Below are 23,312 nucleotides of genomic sequence, written 5' to 3' on the forward strand. Positions count from 1 at the left end.
CACGCGCCTCGGCGGACGGCCGGCGGCGTCAGCCGGCCTGCTGCAGCGCGAGGAACTCGTCGACGTCGTCGTGGGTCGGGATCGAGTCCGCCGAGCCCGGTCGCTGGATCGCGAGGGCGGCCGCGGCGACCGCGCGCGCCGCGGCGGCCTCGACGCCCGCGCCCTGGGAGAGCCCGGCGGCGAGCGCCCCGCAGAACGTGTCGGTCACCGCGGAGGCATCGAGCGCGTGCGCGACGTACCGCGGCAGCGATCGCACGCCCGCGCCGTCGGCGAGCACGGAGCCCCGCAGCCCGCCGAACACGATCACCGCCGGCACCTTCGCGGCGAGCGCCGCCGCGAGCTCCTCGGGGCTCGCATCGTCCATCCCCGCGAGGGCGGCCGCCTCCTCCTCGTCGGCGACGAGCACGTCGACCAGGTGCAGCATGCCCGCGGCCGTGGCGCCGCGGGGTCCGGCGTTGAGGACCACCGTCGCGCCCTCGTCGCCCGCCAGCGCCGCGGCCTGCGCGGATCCGGTGACGGGGCTCTCCAGCTGGAGCAGCAGCACCGCGGTGTGGGTGACGACGTGGTCGGCGCGGTCGGACAGCACGTCGAGCGTCGCGTTCGCGCCGGGGAGCTCGATCACGGTGATGTCGCCGTCGTCGTCGACCGCGATGAGCGCCGCGCCCGTGGCCCGGCCCTCGACCTCGTCGACGCACGCCTCGACCCCCGCCTCGGCGAGGCAGCGCAACAGCATCGCGCCGTGGTCGTCCGTGCCCACCGCGCCCACGAAGGTGGTGCGCGCGCCCATGCGCGCCGCCGCGACGGCCTGGTTGAGGCCCTTGCCGCCGGGACCCATCTCGAGGTCGTGCGCGACCTTGACCTCGCCGCGCACCGGCGGCGCGTCGACGAGGACCCGCAGATCCGCGTTCGCGCTGCCGAAGACGGTCACTTCGCGGTGCACTGGGCCTCCTGTCGTGGGATCGCGCGCCGTTGCGCGCCCGTGGGAGCCGTCATCTGGACACTAGGCGCGCGGTCCGGCCCGCGCAACGGGACCCGGCGGCACGCGTCAGAGGTCGGCCTTCCAGTGGAAGCCGCCCTCGATGGCCTCGCGCATCGCCTGCATCGCGTTCGCGATCGTGGTCTGGTAGATCCGCGACTCGTCCGACTGCGCGGCCGTGGCCTTGGCCCGCGCGCTGTGCTCGTGGAACGCGAGGTACGCGACGATGCGCGCGCGCTCGATGTCGCGGCCCTCGTCGGCGCCGGCGGTGTGCTCGCTCATGCCACCGCATCGTACGCGCGGACGCGGCACGGGCGCGGGAGCCGCGATACTGGGCGCGTGGCACACCTGCGCTCCGTCCTCTCCCCCGTCCTGCCCGACGCGTCCTCGCCCGCCGTCGCCCTGCTGCTCCACGGCTTCGGCTCGCACGAGCGCGACCTGCCGGGCCTCGCGCGCTGGCTGCCGTCGGGACTGCCGTGGGCGTCCCTGCGCGCGCCCCTCGACATGGGCTACGGCGGCGCGGCCTGGTTCCCGCTGTCGCCCGACGGCGGCATGGAGCAGGCGGCGATCGAGGAGGCCACCGACGCCGTGTGGGCGTGGGTCGACGCCCACCTCGCCGACGACGCGCGCATCGTCCCGATGGGCTTCTCCCAGGGCGGCCTCATGGCGCTCCAGCTGCTGCGCACGCGCCCCGAGCGCGTGGTCGCGCCGGTGGTGCTCGCGGGCTTCGTGCCCGTCGACCCGCAGCCGGCCGACACCCTGCTCGCCGAGGCCCGTCCGGCCGTGTTCTGGGGTCGGGGCGACGCGGATCCCGTGGTCTGGCCCGACGCGGTGGCGCGCACGCGGGCCTTCCTCGCGGACCACGCGACGGCGGAGACCCACGTGTACCCCGGGCTGGGCCACTCGATCTGCGAGGAGGAGATGGACGACGTCCGGTCCTTCCTCGCGGCGCACCTCCCCGTTTGACGCGGGCCCTCCCCCGGGTTCGGATGGGGGGAGGCGGTCGCCCACCGCGGGGCGACGGGGAGGAGCCGGCATGTCACCGCACGCGCATGCCCCGGCGGACGAGTGGGCGGAGCACGTGGTCGGCTCCGCGATGGCGGCCATGGAGACGCTCGCGATCCATCTGGGCGACAGGCTCGGCTGGTATCGCGCCCTCGCGGACTCCGGGCCGCACACGGCCGCGTCCCTCGCGGCGGCCACCGGCACCAACGTCCGCTACGCGCGCGAATGGCTCGAGCATCAGGCGGCCGCCGGCATGGTCACCGCGGCCGAGGCCGACGGCGAGCGGACCTTCGCGCTGCCGCCCGGCGCCGCCGAGGCGCTCACCGACGGCAGCTCGCTCGCGTACGCCGCCCCGATCGCGCGCATGGTCGCCGCGGCGGCGACGCAGATGCCCGCCCTCCTCGAGGCCTACCGCGGCGGCGGCGGGGTGAGCTGGGCGGACCTCGGCGACGATGCGCGCTGGGCGCAGGCCGAGGTCAACCGCCCGTGGTTCGACACCATGCTCGCGCCGGCGCTCGCCTCCGTGCCGGAGCTCGACGGGATCCTGTCCCGCCCGGGCGCCCGCATCGCCGACGTCGCGTGCGGCGCGGGGTGGTCCGCCCTGGCCCTCGCGCGGGCCTATCCCGAGGCGCGCGTCACCGGCATCGACGTCGACGGGCCGTCGATCGTCCAGGCGCGGGCCAACGCCGCCGAGGCGGGCCTGTCCGACCGGGTCGAGTTCCTCGAGCAGGACGCCGGGAGCCTCGAGGGCCCGTACGACGCGGCCTTCGTGCTCGAGGCGCTGCACGACATGCCCCAGCCCGTCGAGGCGCTGGAGGCCATCCGCGGCGCCGTGCGCGAGGACGGCGCGGTCGTGGTGATGGACGAGGCCGTCGCCGAGCAGCCGGCGGAGCCGGGCGACGACGTCGAGCGGCTGATGTACGGCTACAGCATCCTCGTGTGCCTTCCCGACAGCATGTCCGCGACCCCGACCGCCGCGACCGGCACCGTGATGCGCCCGGCGGTGCTGCGGGGCTACGCCGCCGACGCGGGCTTCGCGGACGTCACGGTGCTGCCCATCGAGGACTTCGCCTTCTTCCGGTTCTACCGGCTCCATCACCCGGACTGATCGGCGGCGTCGAGCAGCGCGAGCAGCCAGCCCGCGCCGCGCACCTGGGCGTCGCTCGCGACGCGCTCGCGCAGCCCGCGATCCGACGTGACGACGGTCGCGTGCCACCCCTCCGCGGACAGCGCCCGGGCATGCGCGACCACCGCATCGTCCCCGCTGCCGGGGGCGTCGACCACCCGCACCGCCGGCCCGGACCGCGCGCCTCGCGCGGCCCCCTCGAGGACCGCGGTGACGCGCGGGTACCAGCGGTCGAGCGGGAGCCCGAGCGACCCGGCGTCGACGCCGGTCGAGGCGAGCCGCGCCAGCCGGTCGACGAGCCGCTGCGCCGCGCCCGCGCGGTCGTGCCACCACCCGTCGGGGACCGAGCCCACGACGTTGGCCGCGTCGACGACGAGCACGGGACGATGCGCGAGGGCCTCCCGCAGCACCGGCCACGAGGCGGCGAAGCCCGGGTGGAGGTCGCGCGCGGCCACCTCGTCCACGGGCACCCACGCGAGCTCGAGGCTCTCCTCGTCGCCGGCCACCGGCTCGAAGGCCGCCGTGACCTCGGCCACGACGGTCGTGTAGGTCCACACCTTCCGGTCGAGCACGTGCACGGCGGCAGGCCGGAGCCGATCGGCGGGCGCGCCCGCCTCCTCCGCGGCCTCCCGCAGCGCGGCCGCCAGCGGCGACTCGCCCTGGTGGCGCGCGCCCCCGGGGATGCCCCACGTGCCGCCGTGATGGCTCCACGCCGCGCGATGCTGGAGCAGGATGCCCCGGCCCGGATCGTGCGCGAGCAGCCCCGCGGCGCCGAAGGCGCCCCAGTAGCGCGTGCCGTCGGGCGCGACGGCCCAGCTGTCCCCCGGGTCGCGGTGCGCGGGCAGGCGGGGCGGACGCGTCACGCGGACTCCCCGCGGGCGCGGGCGGATGCGCGAGCCACGAGCTCGAGGTCGCGCGGATCGTCCAGGCGCGCGGTCGCGCGCCGCTCGGCGCGACGGGAGGCCTCGCGGAGCACCGCCGCGTCCTCCGGTGCCGCGATCCCCAGCAGCCCGCCGAGCACGCGCTGCACCCGCAGCCCCACCTCGACGAGGGCCGCGCCGTCGCGGGCGATGGGGCGGATGCCGTCCTCCACGAGGTCGGCGAGCGGGACGGACGGGACGTGGACGTACGGGTGCGCCGTGTCCGGGTCGGGCTCGGTGGTGAGCGCCGCGGTCAGCACCCGCTGGATGGCGTTGAGCGCCTCGATCGCGGTGCCCGGGTCGTTGGTGGACGGCGACAGGGCGCGGCTGCCGATCTCGCCGAGCGCGACGAGCCCCAGCCGCGGGTCCTGGTCGTACGTGCGGTGCCGCTCCACGAGGAACGCGCCGCGCACGGCGTCGGCGACGTCGTCGGCGCGCGGGCCCTCGACGCGCGCGAGCTCCTCGCCCCGCGCGACGGACGCGCCGGCGCGGACGCGCACGTGGACGCGGACCGCCGACGCGTCGGCGGCGGCGGACAGCGCCGCCATGTCGAGGTGGGTGACCACGCCCGGCTCGGCGGCGGTCACGGCCCACGCCTGCGGGGGGACCGCCACCGGCGCCGCTCCTCCCAGATGGGGGTGGAGGGCCGCGTCGGTCGCGGCGTCGCACGCGGCGCGCTCGACGCGGTCGAGCACGTCGGACATGCGGCCGAAGTCGACGAGGTGCTGGATCCAGCGCAGCAGCGTGAGCACGACGATCGCGATGACGACGAGCGTGCCGGCGTAGAGGACGATGCGCCCCTCCTCGCCGTAGTAGCCGGTCGACAGGGCGGCGATGCCCACGATCGAGTAGACGAAGGCGCCGAGGAACGTGGCGAGCGCGTGCTGCGAGGTCTGGTCCTGCACGAGCAGCTGGGTGGCGCGCGGCGTCGAGACCGAGGCGGCCGTGGCGTAGGCCGACACCATCACGGTGAGCGAGAACGTGGTGACCGCGAGCATCGACGTCGCGAGGATCTGCAGCAGCGTCCGCACCGCGCCCTGGCCGAGGTCCACGTCGAGCACCGCGGTGGGCCACGAGCCCGCCGCGCCCGCGAGGAGCGCGACCGCGACGGCGCCGCCGGCGAAGGCCGCGAGCCGGAACCACAGGCGCCGCGTGAGGCGCACGAAGGCCAGGCGCCACCCGCTCGCGTCCATGGCCGCTCCCTCCGTGCTCGCCTCCATCCTGCCTGCCCAGGGTCGCTTCCGCCTACGCACGCGCCGGTGCCAGAATGGACGGATGCCGACGCTCCACGACTTCTCCGCGACCACCCTCGAGGGCGACGAGCGCCCGCTCGCCGACTACGCGGGCCGGGTGGTCCTCGTCGTCAACACCGCGTCGCGGTGCGGCCTCACCCCGCAGTTCGAGGGGCTCGAGGCGCTTCACCGGGAGCTCCGCGACGAGGGCTTGGTGATCCTCGGCTTCCCGTGCAACCAGTTCGCGGGCCAGGAGCCCGGCCCGTCCGAGGAGATCGGCGAGTTCTGCGCGCGGAACTACGGCGTCTCGTTCCCGATGTTCGCGCGGATCGACGTCAACGGCCGCGACGCGCACCCGCTCTACCGGTGGCTCAAGGGCGAGACGCGCGGCCTCACGGGCGGTCGCATCAAGTGGAACTTCACCAAGTTCCTCGTCGGGGCCGACGGGCGGGTGATCCGCCGCTACGCGCCGACGACGGAGCCGTCCGCGATCGCCGCGGACGTGCGGGCGGCGCTGGCCGCCGCGTCGGCTCAGCCGAAGTAGCGGCCCGGGCGGTGGTTGATCGCCACCACGAGGTTGAGCAGGACGCCGCCGACGATCGAGCACACCAGGATCCACGGCTCGACGAGCGCCACGGACGCGCCGATGACGACGATGTCGAGCGCGAGCTGGACGTAGCCGGCGCGCCAGCCGCGGGTCTTCTGGAGGAACTGCGCGAGGATGCCGAAGCCGCCGGCGCTCGCCCCGTGGCGGAACAGCACGATCATGCCGGTGCCGACCGCGAGGCCCGCGAAGATCGCCGCGTACATGGGGTCGAGCGCCGACACGTCGATGAAGTGCGGGTGCAGGCCCACGCCGACCGAGATGAGGGCGACGGCGGACAGCGTCTTCAGGGTGAAGGCCCAGCCCATGCGGCGCACGGCGAGCCAGTAGAACGGCACGTTGACGAGGAAGTAGACGAGCCCGAGCTGCCAGCCCGACACGTAGCTCGTGAGGAACGCGACGCCCGCGAGGCCGCCGGTGACGCCGTCGATCGCGTTGAGCAGGTACATGCCCCACGACATGAGGAACGAGCCGATGAGCAGCGCGAGCACGTCCTCCCAGAGGGCGTGCTTCTTGATGTCGACGGGCGGCTCGATGACGGTCACGGGGGTCCTCCGGTGAAGCGCGGGCGTGCGGTCCGCCCCTGCGGGGGCGGTGCGGCGGCCGCGTCAGGAGCCGGGACGCGCCGCGACCCGGTCGTCGTCGGCCGCCAAGGAGGGTATCGCATCGTCCGCCGGGACCCGGGTGACCGCCCACCCGGCGACGGCGGCGAGGACGCCCGGCACGCACAGCGCGAGCCCCACCCAGGTGGGCGCGAGGTAGCCCCAGCCGGCGGCGATGACGGCGCCGCCGAGGAACGCGCCCAGGCTGTTGCCGAGGTTGAGCGCCGAGTGGTTGACGGCCGCCGCGATGGTCTGGCTGTCGCCGGCGACGTCCATGAGGCGGGTCTGGATGGCCGGGGAGATCGCGGCCGCCGAGGCGCCGACGAGGAAGAGCCCGAGCAGCAGGCCCGGCACGGTGCCGGACGCGAGCGCGAGGATCAGCAGCGAGCCGGCGAAGGCGCCGAAGAGGCGGAACACCGCGCGCATCGCGCCGTCGTCCGCCATGCGCCCGCCGACGACGTTGCCGGCCGTCATGCCGAGGCCGAGCACGACGAGCGCGAGGGGCACGAACGCCTCGCTCGTGCCGGTCACCTGGGTCGCGAGCGGCGACACGTAGGAGTACACGGCGAAGAAGCCGCCGAAGCCGAGCGCCCCGGTCGCGAGGGCGAACCAGACGGCGGGCCTGCCGAACGCGGACAGCTCGCGGCGCACGGTGGCATGCGGGTCGCCGGGCGCGCGCGGCACGAGCAGCGCGATCGCGGCGGTCGTGAGCGCGAAGATCGCGGCGACGCCGAGGTAGGCCACGCGCCAGCCCGCCTGCTGACCGATCCACGTGACGACCGGCACGCCGACGACGTTGGCGATGGTGAGGCCGGACAGCACGAAGGCGACGGCGCGGCCGCGCTTGCCGGGGCCCATGAGGTCCGCCGCTGCGAGGGCGGCGACGCCGAAGTACGCGCCGTGGGGCAGCCCCGCGAGGACGCGCGCCACGACCACCGTCTCGAAGGTCGGCGCGAGGGCCGACGCGACGGTGCCCAGCGTGAACGCGACGGCGAGGACGGTGAGGAGCGCCTTGCGCGGGAAGCGCGCGGCGACGGCGGCGATCGTGGGGGCGCCGATGACGACGCCGATCGCGTACGCGGAGATGACGATGCCCGCCTTCGCGATCGCGGCGTCCGGGTCCTGCGAGTAGAGGGTCGGCAGCAGGTCGCGCGCGATGTCGGGCAGCAGCCCCATCGCGACGAACTCCGTGGTGCCGATGCCGAAGCCGCCGAGGGCCAGGGCGAGCAAGGCCAGGCGCGTGCGCGCGGGGCTGAGCGTGGTCATGGGGCCCGATCTGTGACGAGGAGCTGGGAGTCGCTCGTCGTCGAGCGGGGCGGGGCGCTGAGGGGGGATGGCGCCCCGCCCGCTCAGTCAACCACGCGGGGGCCCGAGCGATTCCCGCCCGCTCCCCCGGCGGCGTGGGGTCTACGCGTCGAGCACGGGGGCGGTCAGCCAGTCGCGCGGGATCCCGAGGCCCTCCACCAGCGCGAGCGCGTGGGGCCGCAGCTCGCGGCACAGCGCGTCGATCTGGTCGCCGATGGCCTTCGAGCGGGCCGCGGTGACACGGTTGTGCTCGAGGAACCAGGCCCGGTCGCCCGCGATGCTCGACAGCGCGTACAGGCTGCACACGCGCTCGAGCACCTCGCGCGCCTCCCCGTCCTCGCACGCGTCCACGAGCGTGACGAGCGCCGCGAGCGTGACCCGCTCCATGTGGGCCCGCGCGACGAACTGCACGTGCGGGCCGAGCTTGTTGAACGCCTCGAACTGGTCGCCTCCGCTCTTGGCGGCGGCCCGCATGCGGCGCGCGAGCGACTCGAGCGCGTGGCGCTCGCGGTCCTCGAACATGAGCGCGTGCCAGCCGCGGTCGACGAGCGTCGTCTCCTCGGGGCGGCGGCGCGCGGTGCTCGCGAGCCGGTCGAGCATGAGGCCCGCGGCGGTGCGCTCCATCACCATCTCCCCGACCGCCTTGGTGGTCGCCTGCACCACGCCCGAGCGGTCGAGCGCGCTCCACGCGTGCTTGTAGTCGGTGAGCAGCGCCTTGGTGACGAGCTGCATGAGCACGGTGTTGTCACCCTCGAAGGTCGCGAAGATGTCGACGTCGCCGCGCAGCGCGGTGAGCTCGTTCTCGCTGAGGTAGCCGGCGCCGCCGCACGCCTCGCGCGCCTCCTGCACCGCGCGGTTGGCGAACCACGTCTGCATGGCCTTCATGCCGGCCGCGAAGGTCTCGAGCTCGCGCTGGTCGCGCTCGGTGCTCTCGTCCTCGCCCTGGACGTGCACGAGCGCGCCGATGAGCTCGTTCTGCGCCGCGCCGTAGGCGTACGCGCGGGCGACGAGCGGCAGCAGGCGCCGCTGGTGCACCACGTAGTCGAGCAGCAGCACGCCGTCGGGGCGGCCGGGCGCCGGGAACTGGCGGCGGCGCAGCGCGTGCCGGGTCGCGATCGACAGCGCGCGGCGCGCCGCCATCGCGCCGCCGCCGCCCACGCAGACGCGTCCCCGCACGAGCGTGCCGAGCATCGTGAAGAAGCGCCGGTTGGGGTCGGCGATGTCCGAGCGGTAGGCGCCGTCCTCGCCCACGCCGCCGTAGCGGTCGAGCAGCATGCGGCGCGGCACGCGCACGCGCTCGAAGCGGAGCGTGCCGTTGTCGATGCCCAGCAGCCCGCCCTTGTGGCCGTGGTCGCCGGTCGTCACGCCCGGGAGCGCGCGCCCGGCGTCGTCGCGGATCGGGACGAGGATGGTGTGGACGCCGTGCCGCTCCCCCGCGACCACGAGCTGGCCGAAGACCGCGGCCATGCGTCCGTCGCGCGCGGCGTTGCCGATGTACGCCTTGGTCGAGGCGTCCGTGGGCGAGTCCACCTCGAACTCGTCCGTGTCGGGCAGGTACGTGATCGTGGTCTCGAGGCTCGCGACGTCGGAGCCGTGGCCCAGCTCGGTCATCGCGAAGCACCCGAGCAGCTCCATCGACGTCACGCCCGGGAGGAAGGTGTCGTGGTGCCACGCGGTGCCGAGGTTCGCGATCGCGCCGCCGAAGAGCCCAAACTGCACGCCCGACTTGATGGTGACCGACAGGTCCGTCTGCGCGAGCGTCTCGAACGTGAGCACGGCCTCGAGCGGATCCGCATGCGCGCCGTGCCGCTCCGGGACCCCGGCCGACCCGAAGCCGGCCGCGTCGAGCGCCCGCAGCCGCGCGAGCGTCCAGTCGCGCGAGTCCTCGATGCCCAGCTCCACCGGCCGCAGCGCACCCTCGGCGGGATACGTCGCACGGTTGACGGCGCGCTCGGCCGCGTACGGACCGTCCAGCGCGGCGCGCAGGGACGCGCCCAGCGTGGTGAGGCGCTCGTCCGCGAGCGGGGCGGGGGTCTCGTCGGTCAACGTCATTGTTGCTCCTTCGATCGGTGGGTGGGGGTCAGGGGGCGATCGCGCCCTTGAAGCCGGGCGTGAAGAGTGCGGTGATGTGGGTGACCACCTCGGCGCGCGGGGGCCGCGGCTCGGTCAGCATCCACTGGTCGGCGGCGGCACGGATGAAGCCGACGAGGCCGTGGCCCCAGATCGTGGCGGACGAGGCGTCGAGCCCGGAGTCCTCGAGCCGCCCGGCGATCGCGGCGGAGACGTGGCGTCCCATGATCTCCGGCAGCGCGCCCGCCGGGTCGGAGTCGGGCGAGCCCTGCGCCGCCGGTGCCGCGAGCACGAAGCGGTAGATGTGCGGGTCGTGCTCGACGAGCCCGAGGTAGGCGTCCGCGAGGTCGCCGGCCATGCGGCCGAGGTCGGCGGGGTCGGTGAGCTCGAGCGCGGCGGTGAGGCCCGAGTGGATGTAGTCGTGCACGGCCTCGACGATCGCGCCGTACAGCCCCGCGCGGTCCCCGAAGTGGCGGTAGATGACCGTCTTCGAGGTGCCCGCCCGCGTCGCGATGTCCTCCATCGCCACGCCGGGCCCGTGCACGCGGATGGCGCGCAGGGCGTGGGAGACCAGCTCGCGGCGCCTGTCGACGCGATGCTGCTCCCAGCGGGTGTCCCTGCCATCGGTAACCATGACCCCACCATAACCAGTACTCGCGGTATCTGCTACCGTCGGTACCGGTTAGTCACCGAGACGCATCGGAGGAGCTATGCACCACAAGGTCGTGGTCGTCGGAGGGAATCGCATCCCGTTCGCCAAGGCGGGAGGACGGTACGCACGGGCGTCCAACCATGACATGCTCACCGCCGCCCTGGACGGGCTCGTCGCCCGCGCCGGGCTCGCGGGCGAGCGCATCGGGGAGGTCGCCGGCGGCGCGGTCCTCAAGCACCCGAACGACTTCAACCTCACCCGCGAGGCGGTGCTGAGCTCCGCGCTGGCTCCCGAGACGCCCGCCTGCGACCTGCAGCAGGCCTGCGCGACGGGCCTCGAGACCACCATGTACATCGCGAACAAGATCGCGCTCGGGCAGCTCTCCCACGGCATCGCCGCGGGCGTCGACTCGGCCTCCGACGCACCCATCGCCGTGAGCGACCCGCTCCGCCGCATCCTGCTGGAGGCCTCCCGCGCCCGCAGCGCCAAGGAGCGCCTCGCCGCCTTCGCGAAGATCCGCCCCGCGCACCTGGCGCCGGCCGCGCCCCGCGTCGCCGAGCCGCGCACCGGCCTGTCGATGGGCGACCACCAGGCGCTCACCACGACGCGCTGGGACATCGACCGCGCGTCGCAGGACGAGCTCGCCGCCGCCAGCCACCACCGACTCGCCGAGGCGTGGGAGCGGGGCTTCTTCGACGACCTCGTCACGCCGTACCTCGGCGTCACGCGCGACGCGGTCCTGCGCCCCGACACGAGCGTCGAGAAGCTCGGCGCCCTCAAGCCGGCCTTCGGCGGCCCCGACGGCACGATGACCGCGGGCAACTCCACGCCGCTGTCCGACGGCGCCGCCGCGGTGCTGCTCGCGAGCGAGGAGTGGGCCGCCGAGCACCACCTCACCCCGTGGGCGCGCATCGTGGATGCCGAGGTCGCCGCCGTCGACCACCCGGGCGGCGCGGACCTGCTGCTCGCGCCGGTGGGCGCGACGGGCCGCCTGCTCGCGCGCCAGGGCCTCACGGTCGACGACATCGACCTGTTCGAGATCCACGAGGCCTTCGCCTCGACGGTGCTCGCGACGCTCAAGGCGTGGCAGGACGAGGACTACTGCCGCTCGCTCGGCCTCGAGGGCCCGATCGGCACGATCGACCGCGCGCGGCTCAACGTCACCGGCTCGTCCCTCGCCGCCGGCCACCCGTTCGCCGCCACCGGCGCCCGCATCGTCCCCACGCTCGCCAAGCTCCTCCACGAGCGCGGGCCCGGCTCCCGCGGCCTCATCTCCGTGTGCGCCGCGGGCGGCCAGGGCGTCGTCGCGATCCTGGAGGCCGTGTGATGAGCATCGTCGAGAAGGCGTACTACTCCCCCGCCGGCCGCAAGGTCGCCGCCAAGGCCGGCCTCGCCGAGCCGCCGCGCCTGCGCCGGGGCCGGGCGTTCCCCCACGGGCCCATCGTCCTCGCGCCGCTAGGCGCGTCCACCCTCGTCGCGGACACCCTGGCCCTGCTGGGCCGGTCCCACGAGGCCCCGGTCGTCGACGCGGGCGGCGACGCCCCCGGCTACGGCGACCGCATCGGCGCGCTCGTGGTCGACGCGACCGACGTGCGCACCGTCGCCGAGCTCGAGGGCCTGCGCGCCGTGCTGCGCCCCGCGGTCCGCGGCATCGAGCGCTCCGGCCGCATCGTCGTGGTGGCGCGCCCGGGCACCGGCCGCGGCTGGGAGGCCGACGCGGTGGCCCGCGCACTCGACGGCATCAACCGCACCGTCGCGAAGGAGCTGCGCGGCGGCGCGACCGCGACCCTCCTCTACGCGCACGACGGCGTCGAGGCGGGCGACCTCGTCTCGACCCTCGGCTTCGTGCTCCAGGGCCGATCGGCCTTCGTCGACGGCCAGTCCTGGCACGTGCGCCCCGGCAGCGGAACGGTCGACCGCCTCGAGGACCGCCCGCTCGAGGGCCGGGTGTGCGTCGTCACCGGCGCGGCCCGCGGCATCGGCGCGGCGATCGCGCGCACCCTCGCCCGCGACGGCGCCACGATCGTCGCGGTCGACATCCCCGCCGCCGGCGAGCAGCTCGCGGCGGTCGCCAACGAGGTCGGCGGTACCGCGCTCCAGCTCGACATCACCGCGGACGATGCGGGCGCGAGGATCGCCGAGCACGTCGCCGCGCGCGGCACCCGCATCCACGCGATGGTGCACAACGCGGGCATCACGCGCGACAAGATGCTCGTCAACACCGACGCCGCGCGCTGGGGCTCGGTCCTCGACGTCAACCTCGCGGCCGAGATGCGCATCAACGCCGTCCTGCTCGATCCCGGCACCGCGGGCGGCATGGCCGACGACGGCCGCATCGTCGGCGTCGCGTCCACGTCGGGCCTCGCGGGCAACAAGGGCCAGACCAACTACGCGGCCTCGAAGGCCGGGGTCGCGGGCCTCGTCATCGCGATGGCCCCCGACCTCGCTGAGCGGGGCATCACCGCCAACGCGGTCGCGCCCGGCTTCATCGAGACCGAGATGACCCAGCGGATCCCGTTCGTCCAGCGCGAGATCTTCCGTCGCGTCAACAGCCTCAACCAGGGCGGGCAGCCCGTCGACGTCGCCGAGACCATCGGCTACCTCGTCGACCCGGCCTCGCAGGGCGTCACCGGCCAGGTCGTCCGCGTCTGCGGACAGAACATGGTGGGCGCCTGATGGGGCGCGACGTCGAGACGCTCGAGGCGCTGCCCGCGATGGGCGCGGCGTTCGCCCGCGCGCTCGTGCCCAGCCGCGCCACCGAGGCCCGCATCCCCGACCACGCGGTGCGGGTCGACGGCGTGGTCCAGGATCTCGACCGGCTCGCGGACTACTCCCGGGTGTGCGGCTACACGCTGCGCGACGCCGTGCCCGCGACGTGGATCCACGTCCTCACGTTCCCGCTGCACGTCGCGCTGCTGGGCGACCGGCGGTCGTCGGTGCGGCTCGTGGGCGCGGTGCACGCGACGAACACCATGACGATGCGCCGGGCCGTGGGCGTCGGCGAGCCCCTCGCGCTGCAGGTGCACGCGGAGAACCTGCGCCCGCACGCGCGGGGCGCGATGCTCGACCTCGTCGGGCGCGCCGAGGTCGACGGAGAGACCGTGTGGGAGGGTGTGAGCACGTACCTCGCGACCGGCATGACCGTGCCCGGCGAGTCCGCGCCGGTCGAGCGCGATCCGTGGGAGCCCGTCGAGCCCATCGCCCGGTGGCGCCTGCCCGCGGACCTCGGACGCAGCTACCGCCGCGTCTCCCAGGACCCCAACCTCATCCACACCAGCCGCGTGGCGGCGCGCGCCTTCGGATTCGCGCGGCCCATCATCCACGGCATGTGGACCCACGCGCGCGCCCTCGCGGCGGTCGAGGGCCGGCTGCCCGCCGCGCACCGCGCCGACGTGGCCTTCCTCAAGCCGATCCTGCTGCCCGGTACCGTGGGCCTTGCGGTATCCCCCAACGTTGAGGGCCTCCGCTTGGCGGTGACCACCAAGGACGGTGCGAAACCCCACGTATTGCTGGATGTCGGTCCCGCGCGTTGATTGGCGCGGGCGAGCGCCCAGGCACCACAATGCACCCCAGCCCTATCCGCCCATCGATGAGGATGACCCGCCCCATGCCATCTGAGATCCCCCCGGCCTACGACCCCGTCAACGGCGACGAGCGTCCCTGGTACCGCTACTACGGTCCCGGCGTGCCGCACGCGATCGAGCCCGCCCACGAGGCGTCGCTCGGCGAGATGGTCGCGGAGGCGGCCCGCAACCACGGCGACAAGGTCGCGTTCTCGAACCTCGGCGGCACGCTCTCGTTCCGCGACGTCGACCGGCTCGCGACGCGCTTCGCCGCGTTCCTCCAGCACGACCTCGGCCTGGTCAAGGGCGACCGCATCGTCATCCAGATGCCCAACCTGCTCCAGTACCCGGTGGCGCTCTACGGGGCGCTGCGCGCCGGCCTCATCGTCGTCAACGCGAACCCGCTGTACACGGCCCGCGAGATGGAGGGCGTGTTCCGTGACGCGGAGCCCCGGGCGATCGTCGTCCTCGCGAACTTCGCGGACAAGGTCGCGGAGATCCTGCCCGAGACGACCCTCGAGCACGTCATCGTCACCCAGGTGGGCGACCTCCTGGCCCAGCCGAAGCGCGCGATCACCAACTTCGTCGCCGCCAAGGTGAAGAAGATGGTCCCGGACTACGATCTGCCGCGGGCGATCCCCTTCACCAAGGCGCTCAAGGCGGGCGCGCACGAGCGCCTCGCGGACCCCGGCCTCACGCACGACGACGTCGCGTTCCTCCAGTACACGGGCGGCACCACCGGCGGCGGCGCCAAGGCCGCCGTGCTCACGCACGGCAACCTCCTGGCCAACCAGGACCAGTTCATGGCGCAGATCCGCAACACGCTCGGCGAGGAGCGCCAGTCGGTCATCATCGCCGCGCTGCCGCTCTACCACGTGTTCTCCCTCACGGTGAACTGCATCGGCTTCTTCCGCTTCGGCTCGCACAACGTGCTCATCACCAACCCGCGCGACCTGGGCGGCTTCGTCAAGACGCTCGGCGCGACGAAGCCCGACGGCCTCATCCTCGTGAGCACGCTCGCGGGCGCGCTGCTCGACGCCGAGGGCTTCGCCGACATCGACTTCGACCGCCTCAAGCTCACCGTCGGCGGCGGCATGGCGGTGCGCTCGTCCGTGTCCGACCGCTGGAAGTCCGTCACGGGCCACGACATCACCGAGGGCTACGGCCTCACCGAGGCGTCCCCGGTGGTGAGCGTCAACCCCACGCACGTGCCGCCGCGCATCGGCACCATCGGCGTGCCGCTGCCGTCCACCGACGTGCGCATCGTCGACGACGAGGCGAAGCCGCTGCCGCTCGGCGAGCGCGGCGAGCTCGCGGTCCGCGGCCCCCAGGTGATGCGGGGCTACTGGAAGAACGAGGCGGAGACCTCCCGCGTGCTCACCGAGGACGGCTGGCTCCTCACCGGCGACGTCGCGATCGAGGACGAGGACGGCTTCTTCCGCATCGTCGACCGCAAGAAGGAGATCATCGTCTGCGGCGGGTTCAACGTGTACCCCGGCGAGATCGAGGACGCCGCGATGCTCCACCCGGGCGTGGTCGAGGCCGGCGCGATCCCGATCCCGAACGAGCATTCGGGCGAGGTGCCCAAGCTCTTCGTGGTGCGCCGCGACGACGCGCTCGACGAGGCCACCCTCCGCGCCTTCCTCAAGGAGCGCCTCACCGGCTACAAGCGCCCGCGCGAGATCGAGTTCATCGACGTGCTGCCCAAGAACAACGTGGGCAAGGTGCTGCGCCGCGAGCTGCGCGAGCTCGAGGCGTCGCGTCACGAGGCGGCCGACGCCCGCTGAGACCCGCGTTCCGGCATCTCCCGGTCCGCCCGCGCCCCTCGGGGTGCGGGCGGACCTGCGTCTGGGGCGCGGCCGGAGGCCGTCGTGCCGGAAACGCGCCGACCGATGCGGGACGCACCGCGCGTCGCGCCCTCGGGGACGACGCGGCCCGACGCCCGCTGTGGGACCATCGTCGGCGTGACCCCGCGCCTCCCGTCCCTGCTCGCCGCGGCGGTTGACGAGGCGCGGGCCGAGCCTGCCGGGCGCGTCACCCAGGTCTACCCGGCCCTCGCCGCGGTGGATCCGGCGCTGCTCGCCGCCGCGGTCCACGCGGGGGACGCCGCGCCCGTGGCGGCGGGTCACGCGGACGCGCGCTTCATCCTCATGTCGGTCGCCAAGCCGTTCGTGCTCGCCGTCGCGGTCGACGCGGTGGGCGCGGCGCGGGTGCGCTCGCTCACCGGGATGCGGGCGACCGGCCTGCCGTTCAACGACCCGGCGGCGATCACCGCCGCCCCGGACGGGCGCACCAACCCCATGGTCAACCCGGGCGCGATCACCGTGTCGAGCCTCCTCGGCGACGGGGACGTGCGCGCGGGCGAGGCGGCCATCCGCGACGGGCTGTCGGCCTTCGCGGGACGGGCGCTCGCCGCCGACGCACCGATGGTGGACGCGATCCACGCGACCAACCAGCGCAACCGGCTCCTCGCCGGCCTGCTCGACGAGCGCGGCCTCCTCGGCTGCGACCTCGAGGACGCGCTGCGCCTCTACACGTACCAGTCATGCCTGGGGATCACCGTCGCCGACCTCGCCCGCATGGGCGCGGTGCTCGCCCACGGCGGTGTCGACCCGGTCGAGGGCACGCGAGTCGTCGGCGCCGAGGCGGCCGCCGTCGCGGTCGAGGCGATGGCGCTGGCCGGGATGTACGAGGCGACGGACGCGTGGATGGGCGCCGTGGGGCTGCCGACGAAGAGCGGCATCGCGGGCGGGCTCGTCGCGGTGGCCCCGGGCGTCGGCGCGATCACGGCCTACTCCCCCGGCCTCGACGCCGCGGGCAACCCGGTCCGCGCCCAGGCGGTCGCGCGGACGATGACGCCGGTGCTCGCGGCCCTCGGCTGACTCAGCCGAGCGACCCCGCCTCGCGCCCCAGCATCGCCTCGAGGGAGCGCAGCAGCAGCGGCGCGTGCTCGGCGCGATCGCGCCAGCCCGCCAGCGCATGCGCGTTGACCCCGTCGACCATGCCCAGGAGCACGCGTGCCACCGGCGCGGGGTCGTCGGCCCCCGCCTCGCGCAGCCGCTCCTCGAGCGTGCGCTGCCACGCGTCCATCTCGGCCCGCACCGCCGCGGCGAGCGCGGCGTTCGCGGGGGCCTGGGCCCAGGCCTGCACCCAGACCAGCGTCACCGCGTCGCGGCTGCCGTCGGTGAGGCTCCGCACGAGCGCGGCGACGCCGTCGATCGACGCGACCTCGGCTCGCTCCTCCCGCGAGATCCGCGTGAAGACCTCGGCCACGAGCGCGTCCATCCCGTCGACGTAGTGCGCCACCAGGCCCGACGCGACCCCGGCCCGCTCGCCCACCCGCCGCAGCGTGAGCGAGGCGAGACCCTCGGAGAGCGCGAGCTCGATCGCGGCCGCGAGGATCGCGGCCCGGCGCTCGGGGCCGGAGAGCCGCGGCGACGCGGCGGAGGTCGTTGACGGCATGGGGACGATTCTGTAGCGTCGCGCCCAGTTGATCAAGTGATCAAGTCGGCGCCCGCGGCGTCGCGGAAGTCGGGAGCGCACGTGTTCGACGTCGTCGAGGCCACCATCGCCGAGCTCCGCGCGGCCCTCGAGTCCGGCGAGGCGACCGCGGTCGGCCTGGTCCGCGCCTACGCCGCCCGCGCCGCGGCCTACGACGCCCCCGGGACGCCCACGTCCCTCAACGCGATCGTCGTGCCCAACCCCGACGCGCTCGCCGAGGCGGAGGCGTCCGACGCCCGCCGCGCCGCCGGCACCACCCGCGGGCCGCTGGACGGCATCCCCTACACCGCGAAGGACTCGTACCTCGTCCGCGGGCTCACGGCCGCGTCCGGCAGCCCCGCGTTCGCGGACCTCGTCGCCCAGCGGGACGCGTTCACCGTCGCGCGCCTGCGCGACGCCGGGGCGATCTGCCTGGGCCTCACCAACATGCCGCCCATGGCCAACGGCGGCATGCAGCGCGGCCTCTACGGCCGCGCGGAGAGCCCCTACAGCGCCGACCACCTCACGGCCCCGTTCGCGTCGGGCTCCTCCAACGGCTCCGGCACGGCCACGGCGGCGAGCCTGTGCGCCTTCGGGCTGGGCGAGGAGACGTGGTCCAGCGGCCGCGGCCCCGCCTCCCACAACGCGCTGTGCGCGTACACGCCGTCGCGGGGCGTCATCTCGGTGCGAGGCAACTGGCCGCTCGTGCCCACGATGGACGTCGTCGTGCCCCACACGCGCACCATGGCCGACCTGCTCGAGGTCCTCGACGTCGTCGTCGCGGACGATCCCGAGACCCGCGGCGACCTGTGGCGGGCGCAGCCGTGGGTCGAGCTCCCGCGCGCCTCCCAGATCCGCCCCGACAGCTACCCGGCCCTCGCCGCCGGCGCGTCCCTCGCCGGCGCCACCCTCGGCGTCCCCCGCATGTACGTCGACGCCGACCCCGAGGCGGGCACCGCATCGTCCCCCGGGATCGGCGGACCCACCGGCACGCGCATCGACACGCACCCCGACGTCATCGCCCTGTGGGAGCGGGCGCGCGCCGACCTCGAGGCGGCGGGCGCGACCGTCGTCGAGGTCGACCTTCCGATGGTGTCCCGCTACGAGGGCGACCGCCCCGGCGCGCCCACCATCAAGGACCGCCCGGAGCTGCCCGCGGGCTTCCTCGAGCGCGAGATCGTCGACCTGTCCGCGTGGGCATGGGAGGACTTCCTCGACGCCAACGGCGACCCGGCCCTGCACAGCCTCGCGGACGTCGACGGCGCGACGATCTTCCCCCACCCCGAGGGCGCGCTGCCCGACCGCTACGACGGCTTCGACGACGACATCGCCGACTATCCCGCGTGGGTGCGCGCGCACCCCGGCACCCGCCTCGAGGACATCCCGACCCTCGCGGAGGGTCTGGCGGGCCTCGAGGCGATCCGCCGCACCGACCTCGAGGACTGGATGGACGGGCTCGGCCTCGACGCGGTCGTCTTCCCGGCCGTCGCGGACGTCGGCCGCGCGGACATGGACGTCGACCCGGCCTCGGCCGACCACGGCTGGCGCAACGGCGTGTGGATCGCCAACGGCAACCTGGCGGTCCGCCACCTCGGCGTCCCGACGGTCACCGTGCCCATGGGGACGATGCGCTCGACGGGCATGCCCGTGGGTCTCACCCTCGCCGGACGCGCCTACGACGACGCCGCGCTGCTGCGCCTCGGCGCCGCCTACGAGGCGGCCGCTCCCCGACGCGTCGCGCCGCCGCGCACGCCCCGCCTGACCGAGACCGAGGAGTCCCGATGAACCGCAGCATGCCCGCCGAGTGGGAGCCGCATGCCCGCTCGTGGATGGCCTGGCCCAGCACCGGCTACACGCTGGGAGCCACCGAGGAGGAGGCCGACGAGGCACGACGCACGTGGGCCGCGGTCGCGAACGCGATCGTCGCGCGCGAGCCGCTGACGATGCTCGTCTCCCCCGAGGCGCGCGGCGCCGCCGACGCCCACCTCGACCCGCGCATCGAGATCCTCGAGGTGCCGCTCGACGACGCGTGGTTCCGGGATGCCGGCCCCACCTTCGTGGTGGAGGACGGCGCCCTCGCGGGCGTCGACTGGGTGTTCAACGGCTGGGGCGCGCAGGACTGGGCGGTGTGGGACAAGGACGCGCTGGCGGCACGGGCCGCGCTCGCGAGCGCCGGCGTCCCGCGCATCGGCTCGCCGATGGTCAACGAGGGCGGCGGTCTCCACACCGACGGCCGCGGCACCTTCCTCGTCACGGAGACCGTGCAGCTCGACCCGGGCCGCAACCCCGGGTGGACGCGTGCGCAGGTCGAGGAGGAGCTCGCGCGCACGGTCGGCGCGCGCACGGTGATCTGGCTCCCCCGCGGCCTCACGCGCGACTCCGAGCGCTTCGGCACGCGCGGCCACGTCGACATCGTCGCGTGCTTCACGCCCGGCGGGCAGGTGCTCGTGCACGAGCAGCGCGACCCGGCCCATCCCGACCACGCCGTGTCGGCGGAGGTCCGGGCCGTCCTCGCGGCGGCGACCGACGCGGACGGCGCGCCCCTCGACGTCGTCGCCCTGCCGGCGCCCGCGACGCTGCGCGACGACGAGGACTGGGTCGACTGGTCCTACGTCAACCACTACGTCCTCAACGGCGCCGTCATCGCGTGCGTCTTCGACGACCCGCACGACGCGGAGGCGCTCGAGGTGCTCGCGGCCGCCTACCCGGGACGGGAGATCGTGCCCGTGGACGCGCGCCCGATCTTCGACCGCGGCGGCGGCATCCACTGCATCACGCAGCAGCAGCCGGCGGTCTAGGGCAGGGTCCGCCTACGCTCAGGCGAGCCCCGCCCACGGCACGGCGCGCCCGGCGGCGAGCGACGCCTGCACGTCGAGCACGCGCTGGTTGCGGCTGCCGCGGAACGCGAGCGTGAGATCGCGGTCCGCCAGCTCGAACGGGCCGTCCACGAGCACGTCGACCTCGGCCAGCAGCGCCCGCTTGTCCTCGCTCTCCGACACGAGCTCCTCGAACGTGTAGCCGGTCCAGCACCACACGTCCTTGCCCGGCAGGTCCGCGCGCATGCGCCGCACCAGCGACAGGCAGGTGCCCGTGTTGAGGAAGGGCTCGCCACCCACGAGCGATACCCCCTGCACCGCGGGATGCGCGAGGTCGGACAGGATCCGCTCCTCCAGCTCGAGCGTGTACGGCTCGCCGCAGCGGAAGCTCCACGCGTCCTCGTTGAAGCAGCCCTCGCATTGGAAGAGGCATCCGCTCACGTACAGGCTGCACCGCACGCCCTCGCCGTCCACGAAGACGAACGGCTTGTAGTCCGCGACGAAGCCCTGGCTGACCCGCGAGGCCAGCCAGGACTCGCGCACGGGAGCGCGGTGCATCGTCAGTCCTCCTGCGTGCGCGCGAGCCGCTCGCAGGGGTCGAGCGCGGACAGCGGCACCCGCACGTCGTCGTCCATGTGCTTGACGCGCGAGGAGATCTCCTGGTGGCGTCCGTGGACCATCGGGCGCTGCTGGGGGTTGCCCAGGTAGCCGCACGTGCGCTTGACGACGTCGCACGTGCGAGGGTCGTCGTTGCCGCAGGCCGGGCACGCGAAGCCGCGCGCGGTCGGGTCGAAGTCGCCCGCGTAGCCGCATGCGTAGCAGCGGTCGATCGGGGTGTTGGTGCCGAGGTAGCCGACCCGGTCGTACGCGTAGTCCCACACCGCCTCGAGCGCCTTCGGGTTCTGCTGCAGCACCGGGTACTCGCAGTAGTGGATGAAGCCGCCGGACGTCAGCGGCGCGTACTCCGCCTCGAAGTCGAGCTTCTCGAACGGCGTGGGGTCCTTGCGCACGTCGTAGTGGAAGCTGTTGGTGTAGTAGTCCTTGTCGGTGATGTTCGTGACGGTGCCGAAGCGCTCCTTGTCGAGCCGGCAGAAGCGGTCCGTGAGGCTCTCCGACGGGGTCGAGTACACGCTGAAGTGATAGCCCGACGCGACCTTCCACTGCACCGCCCGGTCGCGCAGCGTGCGCAGCACGCGCACCGTGAGCTCCTTGGCCTCGGGGTTGGACTCCCACTCGCCGCCGTAGAACGCGGCCGCGACCTCGTAGAGGCCGATGTAGCCGAGCGACACGGTCGCGCGCCCGTCACGGAACAGCGTGTCGACCTCCTCGGCGGGCCCGAGCCGCTTCCCGAATGCGCCGTGGATGTAGAGGATCGGCGCATTGCCCGGCACCGCCTCCTTGCACCGGTCGATGCGGTAGGTGAGCGCGTCGTGCATCGTCTCGAGGCGCTCGTCGAGCAGGCGCCAGAACTCGGCCTGGTCGCCCTCCGCCTCGAGGGCGATGCGGGGCAGGTTGAGCGTGACGACGCCGAGGTTCATGCGGCCCTCGACCACGTCCTCGCCGGACTCGTCCTCCCAGCCCTGGAGGAACGAGCGGCATCCCATGGGGGCCTTGAAGGAGCCGGTGATCTCGACGATCTTGTCGTAGCTGAGCACGTCCGGGTACATGCGCTTGGTCGCGCACTCGACGGCCAGGGCCTTGATGTCGTAGTTGGGGTCGTCCTCCGCGAGGTTGAGCCCGCGCTTCACCGTGAAGAGCAGCTTGGGGAAGATCGCGGTGCGGCCCTCGCGGCCGAGGCCCCGGATCCGGATCTGCAGGATCGCCCGCTGGATCTCCCTCTCGTACCAGCCGGTGCCGAGACCGAAGCCGATCGAGGTGAACGGCGTCTGCCCGTTGGACGTGAACAGCGTGTTGATCTCGTACTCGAGCGACTGCATCGCGTCGTAGATGTCCTTGCGGGTCTTCTCCTGCACGTACTCCTCGCGACGCGCGGGATCGTCGATCCACTCGGCGGCGTCGGCCTCGTGCTTGGCGCGGTTGAGCGCGGCGTACGGCGCGAGCAGCTCGTCGATGCGGTTGACCGTGCAGCCCCCGTACTGGCTCGACGACACGTTCGCGATGATCTGCGAGATCTGCGCCGTGGCGGTCTGGATCGACCGGGGCGGCTCGACCTGCGCGTTGCCGATCCGGAAGCCGCTCGACAGCATCCTCTTGAAGTCGATGAGGCAGCAGTTCGTCATCGGCGCATACGGGTGGTAGTCGAGGTCGTGGTAGTGGATGTCGCCCTTCTGGTGGGCGTTCGCCACGTGCGCCGGCAGCATCCGCAGGCCGACCGCCTTGCCGACCATGCCGGCGGTGAGGTCGCGCTGGGTGTTGTAGACCTCGGCGTCCTTGTTCGCGTTCTCGTGGACCACGCTCGAGTCCTTGGTCATGAGGCGCGTGATCGAGTGGTTGAGGTCCATCGACTTCGAGCGCGAGAAGTCGCGGTCGACGCGGTAGTCGATGTACGCGCGGGCGACGTCGTACTCCCCCGCCTCGAGCAGCTCGTGCTCGACGACGCTCTGGATCTCGTAGATCTTGACGGTGCCGGTGAAGCGCGCGGTCAGCTCGGCGTCGATGCGGGCGACCAGGCCGTCGAGCGCGGCCTCCTGGGCGGGCGTGAGCGCGCCGTGCACGGCGGTGAAGGCCTTGGCGAGCGCCGCGGCGATGCGGCGGTCGTCGAAGATCAGCGTGCGGCCGTCGCGCTTCACCACCCGCAGGACGGGGCGGTCCTCGCCCTCTCCGGTGTGCGTGCGGTCCAGCTCGGTGATGCTCATGAGGGCTCCCCTTCGTGTCCTATGCTCCCGCCGGCGCCACCCACTACACAACATCTAGGGCTTCCGGCCGCACCTGAACACTAGATGTCGTGGTTTCGGGGTTCTGGGCCCTTGGTCCCACACTCGCGCCCCGAGGGACGATGCG

Annotated in this window: 21 protein-coding genes; 10 read left to right on the plus strand and 11 right to left on the minus strand. The window is 74.2% G+C overall.

Annotated features, from left to right (window positions below; genetic code table 11):
- Nucleotides 1–28: 28 nt before the first annotated feature.
- Complete coding sequence (locus tag AOM07_RS05275; protein ID WP_082101499.1) at nt 29–940, minus strand: PfkB family carbohydrate kinase; 912 nt, start codon at nt 938–940, stop codon at nt 29–31.
- Between the two features lie 105 nt (nt 941–1,045).
- Nucleotides 1,046–1,258 carry a hypothetical protein gene (locus tag AOM07_RS14905; protein WP_062311744.1) on the minus strand — a complete coding sequence of 71 codons (213 nt, stop codon included), beginning with the start codon at nt 1,256–1,258 and terminating at the stop codon, nt 1,046–1,048.
- Nucleotides 1,259–1,315: 57 nt separating this feature from the next.
- On the opposite strand from AOM07_RS14905, the gene AOM07_RS14910 reads away from it, so the two are divergent.
- Together AOM07_RS14910 and AOM07_RS05290 are read left to right on the plus strand one after the other, a co-directional pair.
- On the plus strand, nt 1,316–1,942 hold the full coding sequence (locus AOM07_RS14910) for an alpha/beta hydrolase (protein ID WP_062311745.1): 627 nt from the start codon (nt 1,316–1,318) through the stop codon (nt 1,940–1,942).
- A 70-nt stretch (nt 1,943–2,012) separates the two neighbouring features.
- Nucleotides 2,013–3,089: a class I SAM-dependent methyltransferase gene (locus AOM07_RS05290; RefSeq protein WP_062311746.1), complete on the plus strand. Its 1,077-nt coding sequence runs from the start codon at nt 2,013–2,015 to the stop codon at nt 3,087–3,089.
- On the opposite strand, the gene AOM07_RS05295 is transcribed toward AOM07_RS05290, so the two are convergent.
- Together AOM07_RS05295 and AOM07_RS05300 are read right to left on the minus strand one after the other, a co-directional pair.
- Nucleotides 3,077–3,970 (minus strand): NUDIX domain-containing protein, encoded by an 894-nt coding sequence (locus AOM07_RS05295; protein ID WP_228374383.1) that lies wholly within the window; start codon nt 3,968–3,970, stop codon nt 3,077–3,079. The two genes, AOM07_RS05290 and AOM07_RS05295, sit on opposite strands and share 13 nt — an antisense overlap.
- Nucleotides 3,967–5,220 carry a DUF2254 domain-containing protein gene (locus AOM07_RS05300; protein WP_062311747.1) on the minus strand — a complete coding sequence of 418 codons (1,254 nt, stop codon included), beginning with the start codon at nt 5,218–5,220 and terminating at the stop codon, nt 3,967–3,969. The genes AOM07_RS05295 and AOM07_RS05300 overlap by 4 nt, the downstream gene beginning before the upstream one ends.
- An 82-nt stretch (nt 5,221–5,302) precedes the next feature.
- Between AOM07_RS05300 and AOM07_RS05305 the strand changes: the two genes are divergently transcribed.
- Nucleotides 5,303–5,803 carry a glutathione peroxidase gene (locus tag AOM07_RS05305; RefSeq protein ID WP_062311748.1) on the plus strand — a complete coding sequence of 167 codons (501 nt, stop codon included), beginning with the start codon at nt 5,303–5,305 and terminating at the stop codon, nt 5,801–5,803.
- Here AOM07_RS05305 and AOM07_RS05310 read toward each other — a convergent pair.
- The 4 genes from AOM07_RS05310 to AOM07_RS05325 all read right to left on the minus strand — a co-directional run bounded on the left by AOM07_RS05310 (nt 5,791) and on the right by AOM07_RS05325 (nt 10,474).
- Complete coding sequence (locus AOM07_RS05310; protein ID WP_062311749.1) at nt 5,791–6,408, minus strand: YitT family protein; 618 nt, start codon at nt 6,406–6,408, stop codon at nt 5,791–5,793. The genes AOM07_RS05305 and AOM07_RS05310 overlap by 13 nt on opposite strands.
- Before the next feature lie 63 nt (nt 6,409–6,471).
- Entirely contained in the window at nt 6,472–7,731 is a 1,260-nt protein-coding gene (locus tag AOM07_RS05315; RefSeq protein WP_062311750.1) for an MFS transporter, read from the minus strand.
- Between the two features lie 141 nt (nt 7,732–7,872).
- Nucleotides 7,873–9,822 (minus strand): acyl-CoA dehydrogenase family protein, encoded by a 1,950-nt coding sequence (locus AOM07_RS05320; protein WP_084830118.1) that lies wholly within the window; start codon nt 9,820–9,822, stop codon nt 7,873–7,875.
- Between the two features lie 28 nt (nt 9,823–9,850).
- Nucleotides 9,851–10,474 carry a TetR/AcrR family transcriptional regulator gene (locus AOM07_RS05325; protein WP_062311751.1) on the minus strand — a complete coding sequence of 208 codons (624 nt, stop codon included), beginning with the start codon at nt 10,472–10,474 and terminating at the stop codon, nt 9,851–9,853.
- Nucleotides 10,475–10,550: 76 nt separating this feature from the next.
- Here AOM07_RS05325 and AOM07_RS05330 point away from each other — a divergent pair, with 76 nt between their 5' ends.
- The 5 genes from AOM07_RS05330 to AOM07_RS05350 all read left to right on the plus strand — a co-directional run bounded on the left by AOM07_RS05330 (nt 10,551) and on the right by AOM07_RS05350 (nt 16,937).
- The gene (locus tag AOM07_RS05330) at nt 10,551–11,819 is read left to right on the plus strand and encodes an acetyl-CoA C-acetyltransferase (RefSeq protein ID WP_062311752.1); all 1,269 of its coding nucleotides are present in this window, start codon (nt 10,551–10,553) and stop codon (nt 11,817–11,819) included.
- Nucleotides 11,819–13,168: a 3-oxoacyl-ACP reductase gene (locus AOM07_RS05335; protein WP_062311753.1), complete on the plus strand. Its 1,350-nt coding sequence runs from the start codon at nt 11,819–11,821 to the stop codon at nt 13,166–13,168. Before AOM07_RS05330 ends, AOM07_RS05335 begins: the two co-directional genes overlap by 1 nt.
- Nucleotides 13,168–14,025 (plus strand): MaoC/PaaZ C-terminal domain-containing protein, encoded by an 858-nt coding sequence (locus tag AOM07_RS05340; RefSeq protein WP_062311754.1) that lies wholly within the window; start codon nt 13,168–13,170, stop codon nt 14,023–14,025. The genes AOM07_RS05335 and AOM07_RS05340 overlap by 1 nt, the downstream gene beginning before the upstream one ends.
- Before the next feature lie 74 nt (nt 14,026–14,099).
- Nucleotides 14,100–15,842, plus strand: a complete 1,743-nt coding sequence (locus AOM07_RS05345; RefSeq protein ID WP_062311755.1) for an AMP-binding protein — start codon at nt 14,100–14,102, stop codon at nt 15,840–15,842.
- A 177-nt stretch (nt 15,843–16,019) separates the two neighbouring features.
- Nucleotides 16,020–16,937, plus strand: coding sequence for a glutaminase (locus AOM07_RS05350; RefSeq protein WP_062311756.1), 918 nt, complete (start codon nt 16,020–16,022; stop codon nt 16,935–16,937).
- A 1-nt stretch (nt 16,938) separates the two neighbouring features.
- On the opposite strand, the gene AOM07_RS05355 is transcribed toward AOM07_RS05350, so the two are convergent.
- Nucleotides 16,939–17,517, minus strand: a complete 579-nt coding sequence (locus AOM07_RS05355) for a TetR family transcriptional regulator C-terminal domain-containing protein (RefSeq protein WP_062311757.1) — start codon at nt 17,515–17,517, stop codon at nt 16,939–16,941.
- Between the two features lie 81 nt (nt 17,518–17,598).
- On the opposite strand from AOM07_RS05355, the gene AOM07_RS05360 reads away from it, so the two are divergent.
- On the plus strand, nt 17,599–19,320 hold the full coding sequence (locus AOM07_RS05360) for an amidase (protein WP_062311935.1): 1,722 nt from the start codon (nt 17,599–17,601) through the stop codon (nt 19,318–19,320).
- Complete coding sequence (locus AOM07_RS05365; protein WP_062311758.1) at nt 19,317–20,333, plus strand: agmatine deiminase family protein; 1,017 nt, start codon at nt 19,317–19,319, stop codon at nt 20,331–20,333. Before AOM07_RS05360 ends, AOM07_RS05365 begins: the two co-directional genes overlap by 4 nt.
- 18 nt (nt 20,334–20,351) lie before the next feature.
- Here the strand turns inward: AOM07_RS05365 and nrdG are convergent, their stop codons facing one another.
- Nucleotides 20,352–20,909: an anaerobic ribonucleoside-triphosphate reductase activating protein gene (gene nrdG / locus AOM07_RS05370; RefSeq protein WP_062311759.1), complete on the minus strand. Its 558-nt coding sequence runs from the start codon at nt 20,907–20,909 to the stop codon at nt 20,352–20,354.
- A 2-nt stretch (nt 20,910–20,911) separates the two neighbouring features.
- Entirely contained in the window at nt 20,912–23,167 is a 2,256-nt protein-coding gene (gene nrdD / locus AOM07_RS05375) for an anaerobic ribonucleoside-triphosphate reductase (protein WP_084830120.1), read from the minus strand.
- Nucleotides 23,168–23,312: the final 145 nt, after the last annotated feature.

Origin of the sequence: Demequina rhizosphaerae, from assembly GCF_000971255.1 — a bacterium.
GTDB lineage: Bacteria > Actinomycetota > Actinomycetes > Actinomycetales > Demequinaceae > Demequina > Demequina rhizosphaerae.

Coding starts and splice junctions, on each gene's coding strand:
- AOM07_RS14905 (WP_062311744.1), bottom strand. CDS start 1,258: ATGAGCGAGCACACCGCCGGCGCCGACGAGGGCCGCGACATCGAGCGC.
- AOM07_RS05290 (WP_062311746.1), top strand. CDS start 2,013: ATGTCACCGCACGCGCATGCCCCGGCGGACGAGTGGGCGGAGCACGTG.
- AOM07_RS05300 (WP_062311747.1), bottom strand. CDS start 5,220: ATGGACGCGAGCGGGTGGCGCCTGGCCTTCGTGCGCCTCACGCGGCGC.
- AOM07_RS05305 (WP_062311748.1), top strand. CDS start 5,303: ATGCCGACGCTCCACGACTTCTCCGCGACCACCCTCGAGGGCGACGAG.
- AOM07_RS05315 (WP_062311750.1), bottom strand. CDS start 7,731: ATGACCACGCTCAGCCCCGCGCGCACGCGCCTGGCCTTGCTCGCCCTG.
- AOM07_RS05320 (WP_084830118.1), bottom strand. CDS start 9,822: ATGACGTTGACCGACGAGACCCCCGCCCCGCTCGCGGACGAGCGCCTC.
- AOM07_RS05325 (WP_062311751.1), bottom strand. CDS start 10,474: ATGGTTACCGATGGCAGGGACACCCGCTGGGAGCAGCATCGCGTCGAC.
- AOM07_RS05330 (WP_062311752.1), top strand. CDS start 10,551: ATGCACCACAAGGTCGTGGTCGTCGGAGGGAATCGCATCCCGTTCGCC.
- AOM07_RS05335 (WP_062311753.1), top strand. CDS start 11,819: ATGAGCATCGTCGAGAAGGCGTACTACTCCCCCGCCGGCCGCAAGGTC.
- AOM07_RS05340 (WP_062311754.1), top strand. CDS start 13,168: ATGGGGCGCGACGTCGAGACGCTCGAGGCGCTGCCCGCGATGGGCGCG.
- AOM07_RS05345 (WP_062311755.1), top strand. CDS start 14,100: ATGCCATCTGAGATCCCCCCGGCCTACGACCCCGTCAACGGCGACGAG.
- AOM07_RS05355 (WP_062311757.1), bottom strand. CDS start 17,517: ATGCCGTCAACGACCTCCGCCGCGTCGCCGCGGCTCTCCGGCCCCGAG.
- AOM07_RS05365 (WP_062311758.1), top strand. CDS start 19,317: ATGAACCGCAGCATGCCCGCCGAGTGGGAGCCGCATGCCCGCTCGTGG.
- nrdG (WP_062311759.1), bottom strand. CDS start 20,909: ATGCACCGCGCTCCCGTGCGCGAGTCCTGGCTGGCCTCGCGGGTCAGC.
- nrdD (WP_084830120.1), bottom strand. CDS start 23,167: ATGAGCATCACCGAGCTGGACCGCACGCACACCGGAGAGGGCGAGGAC.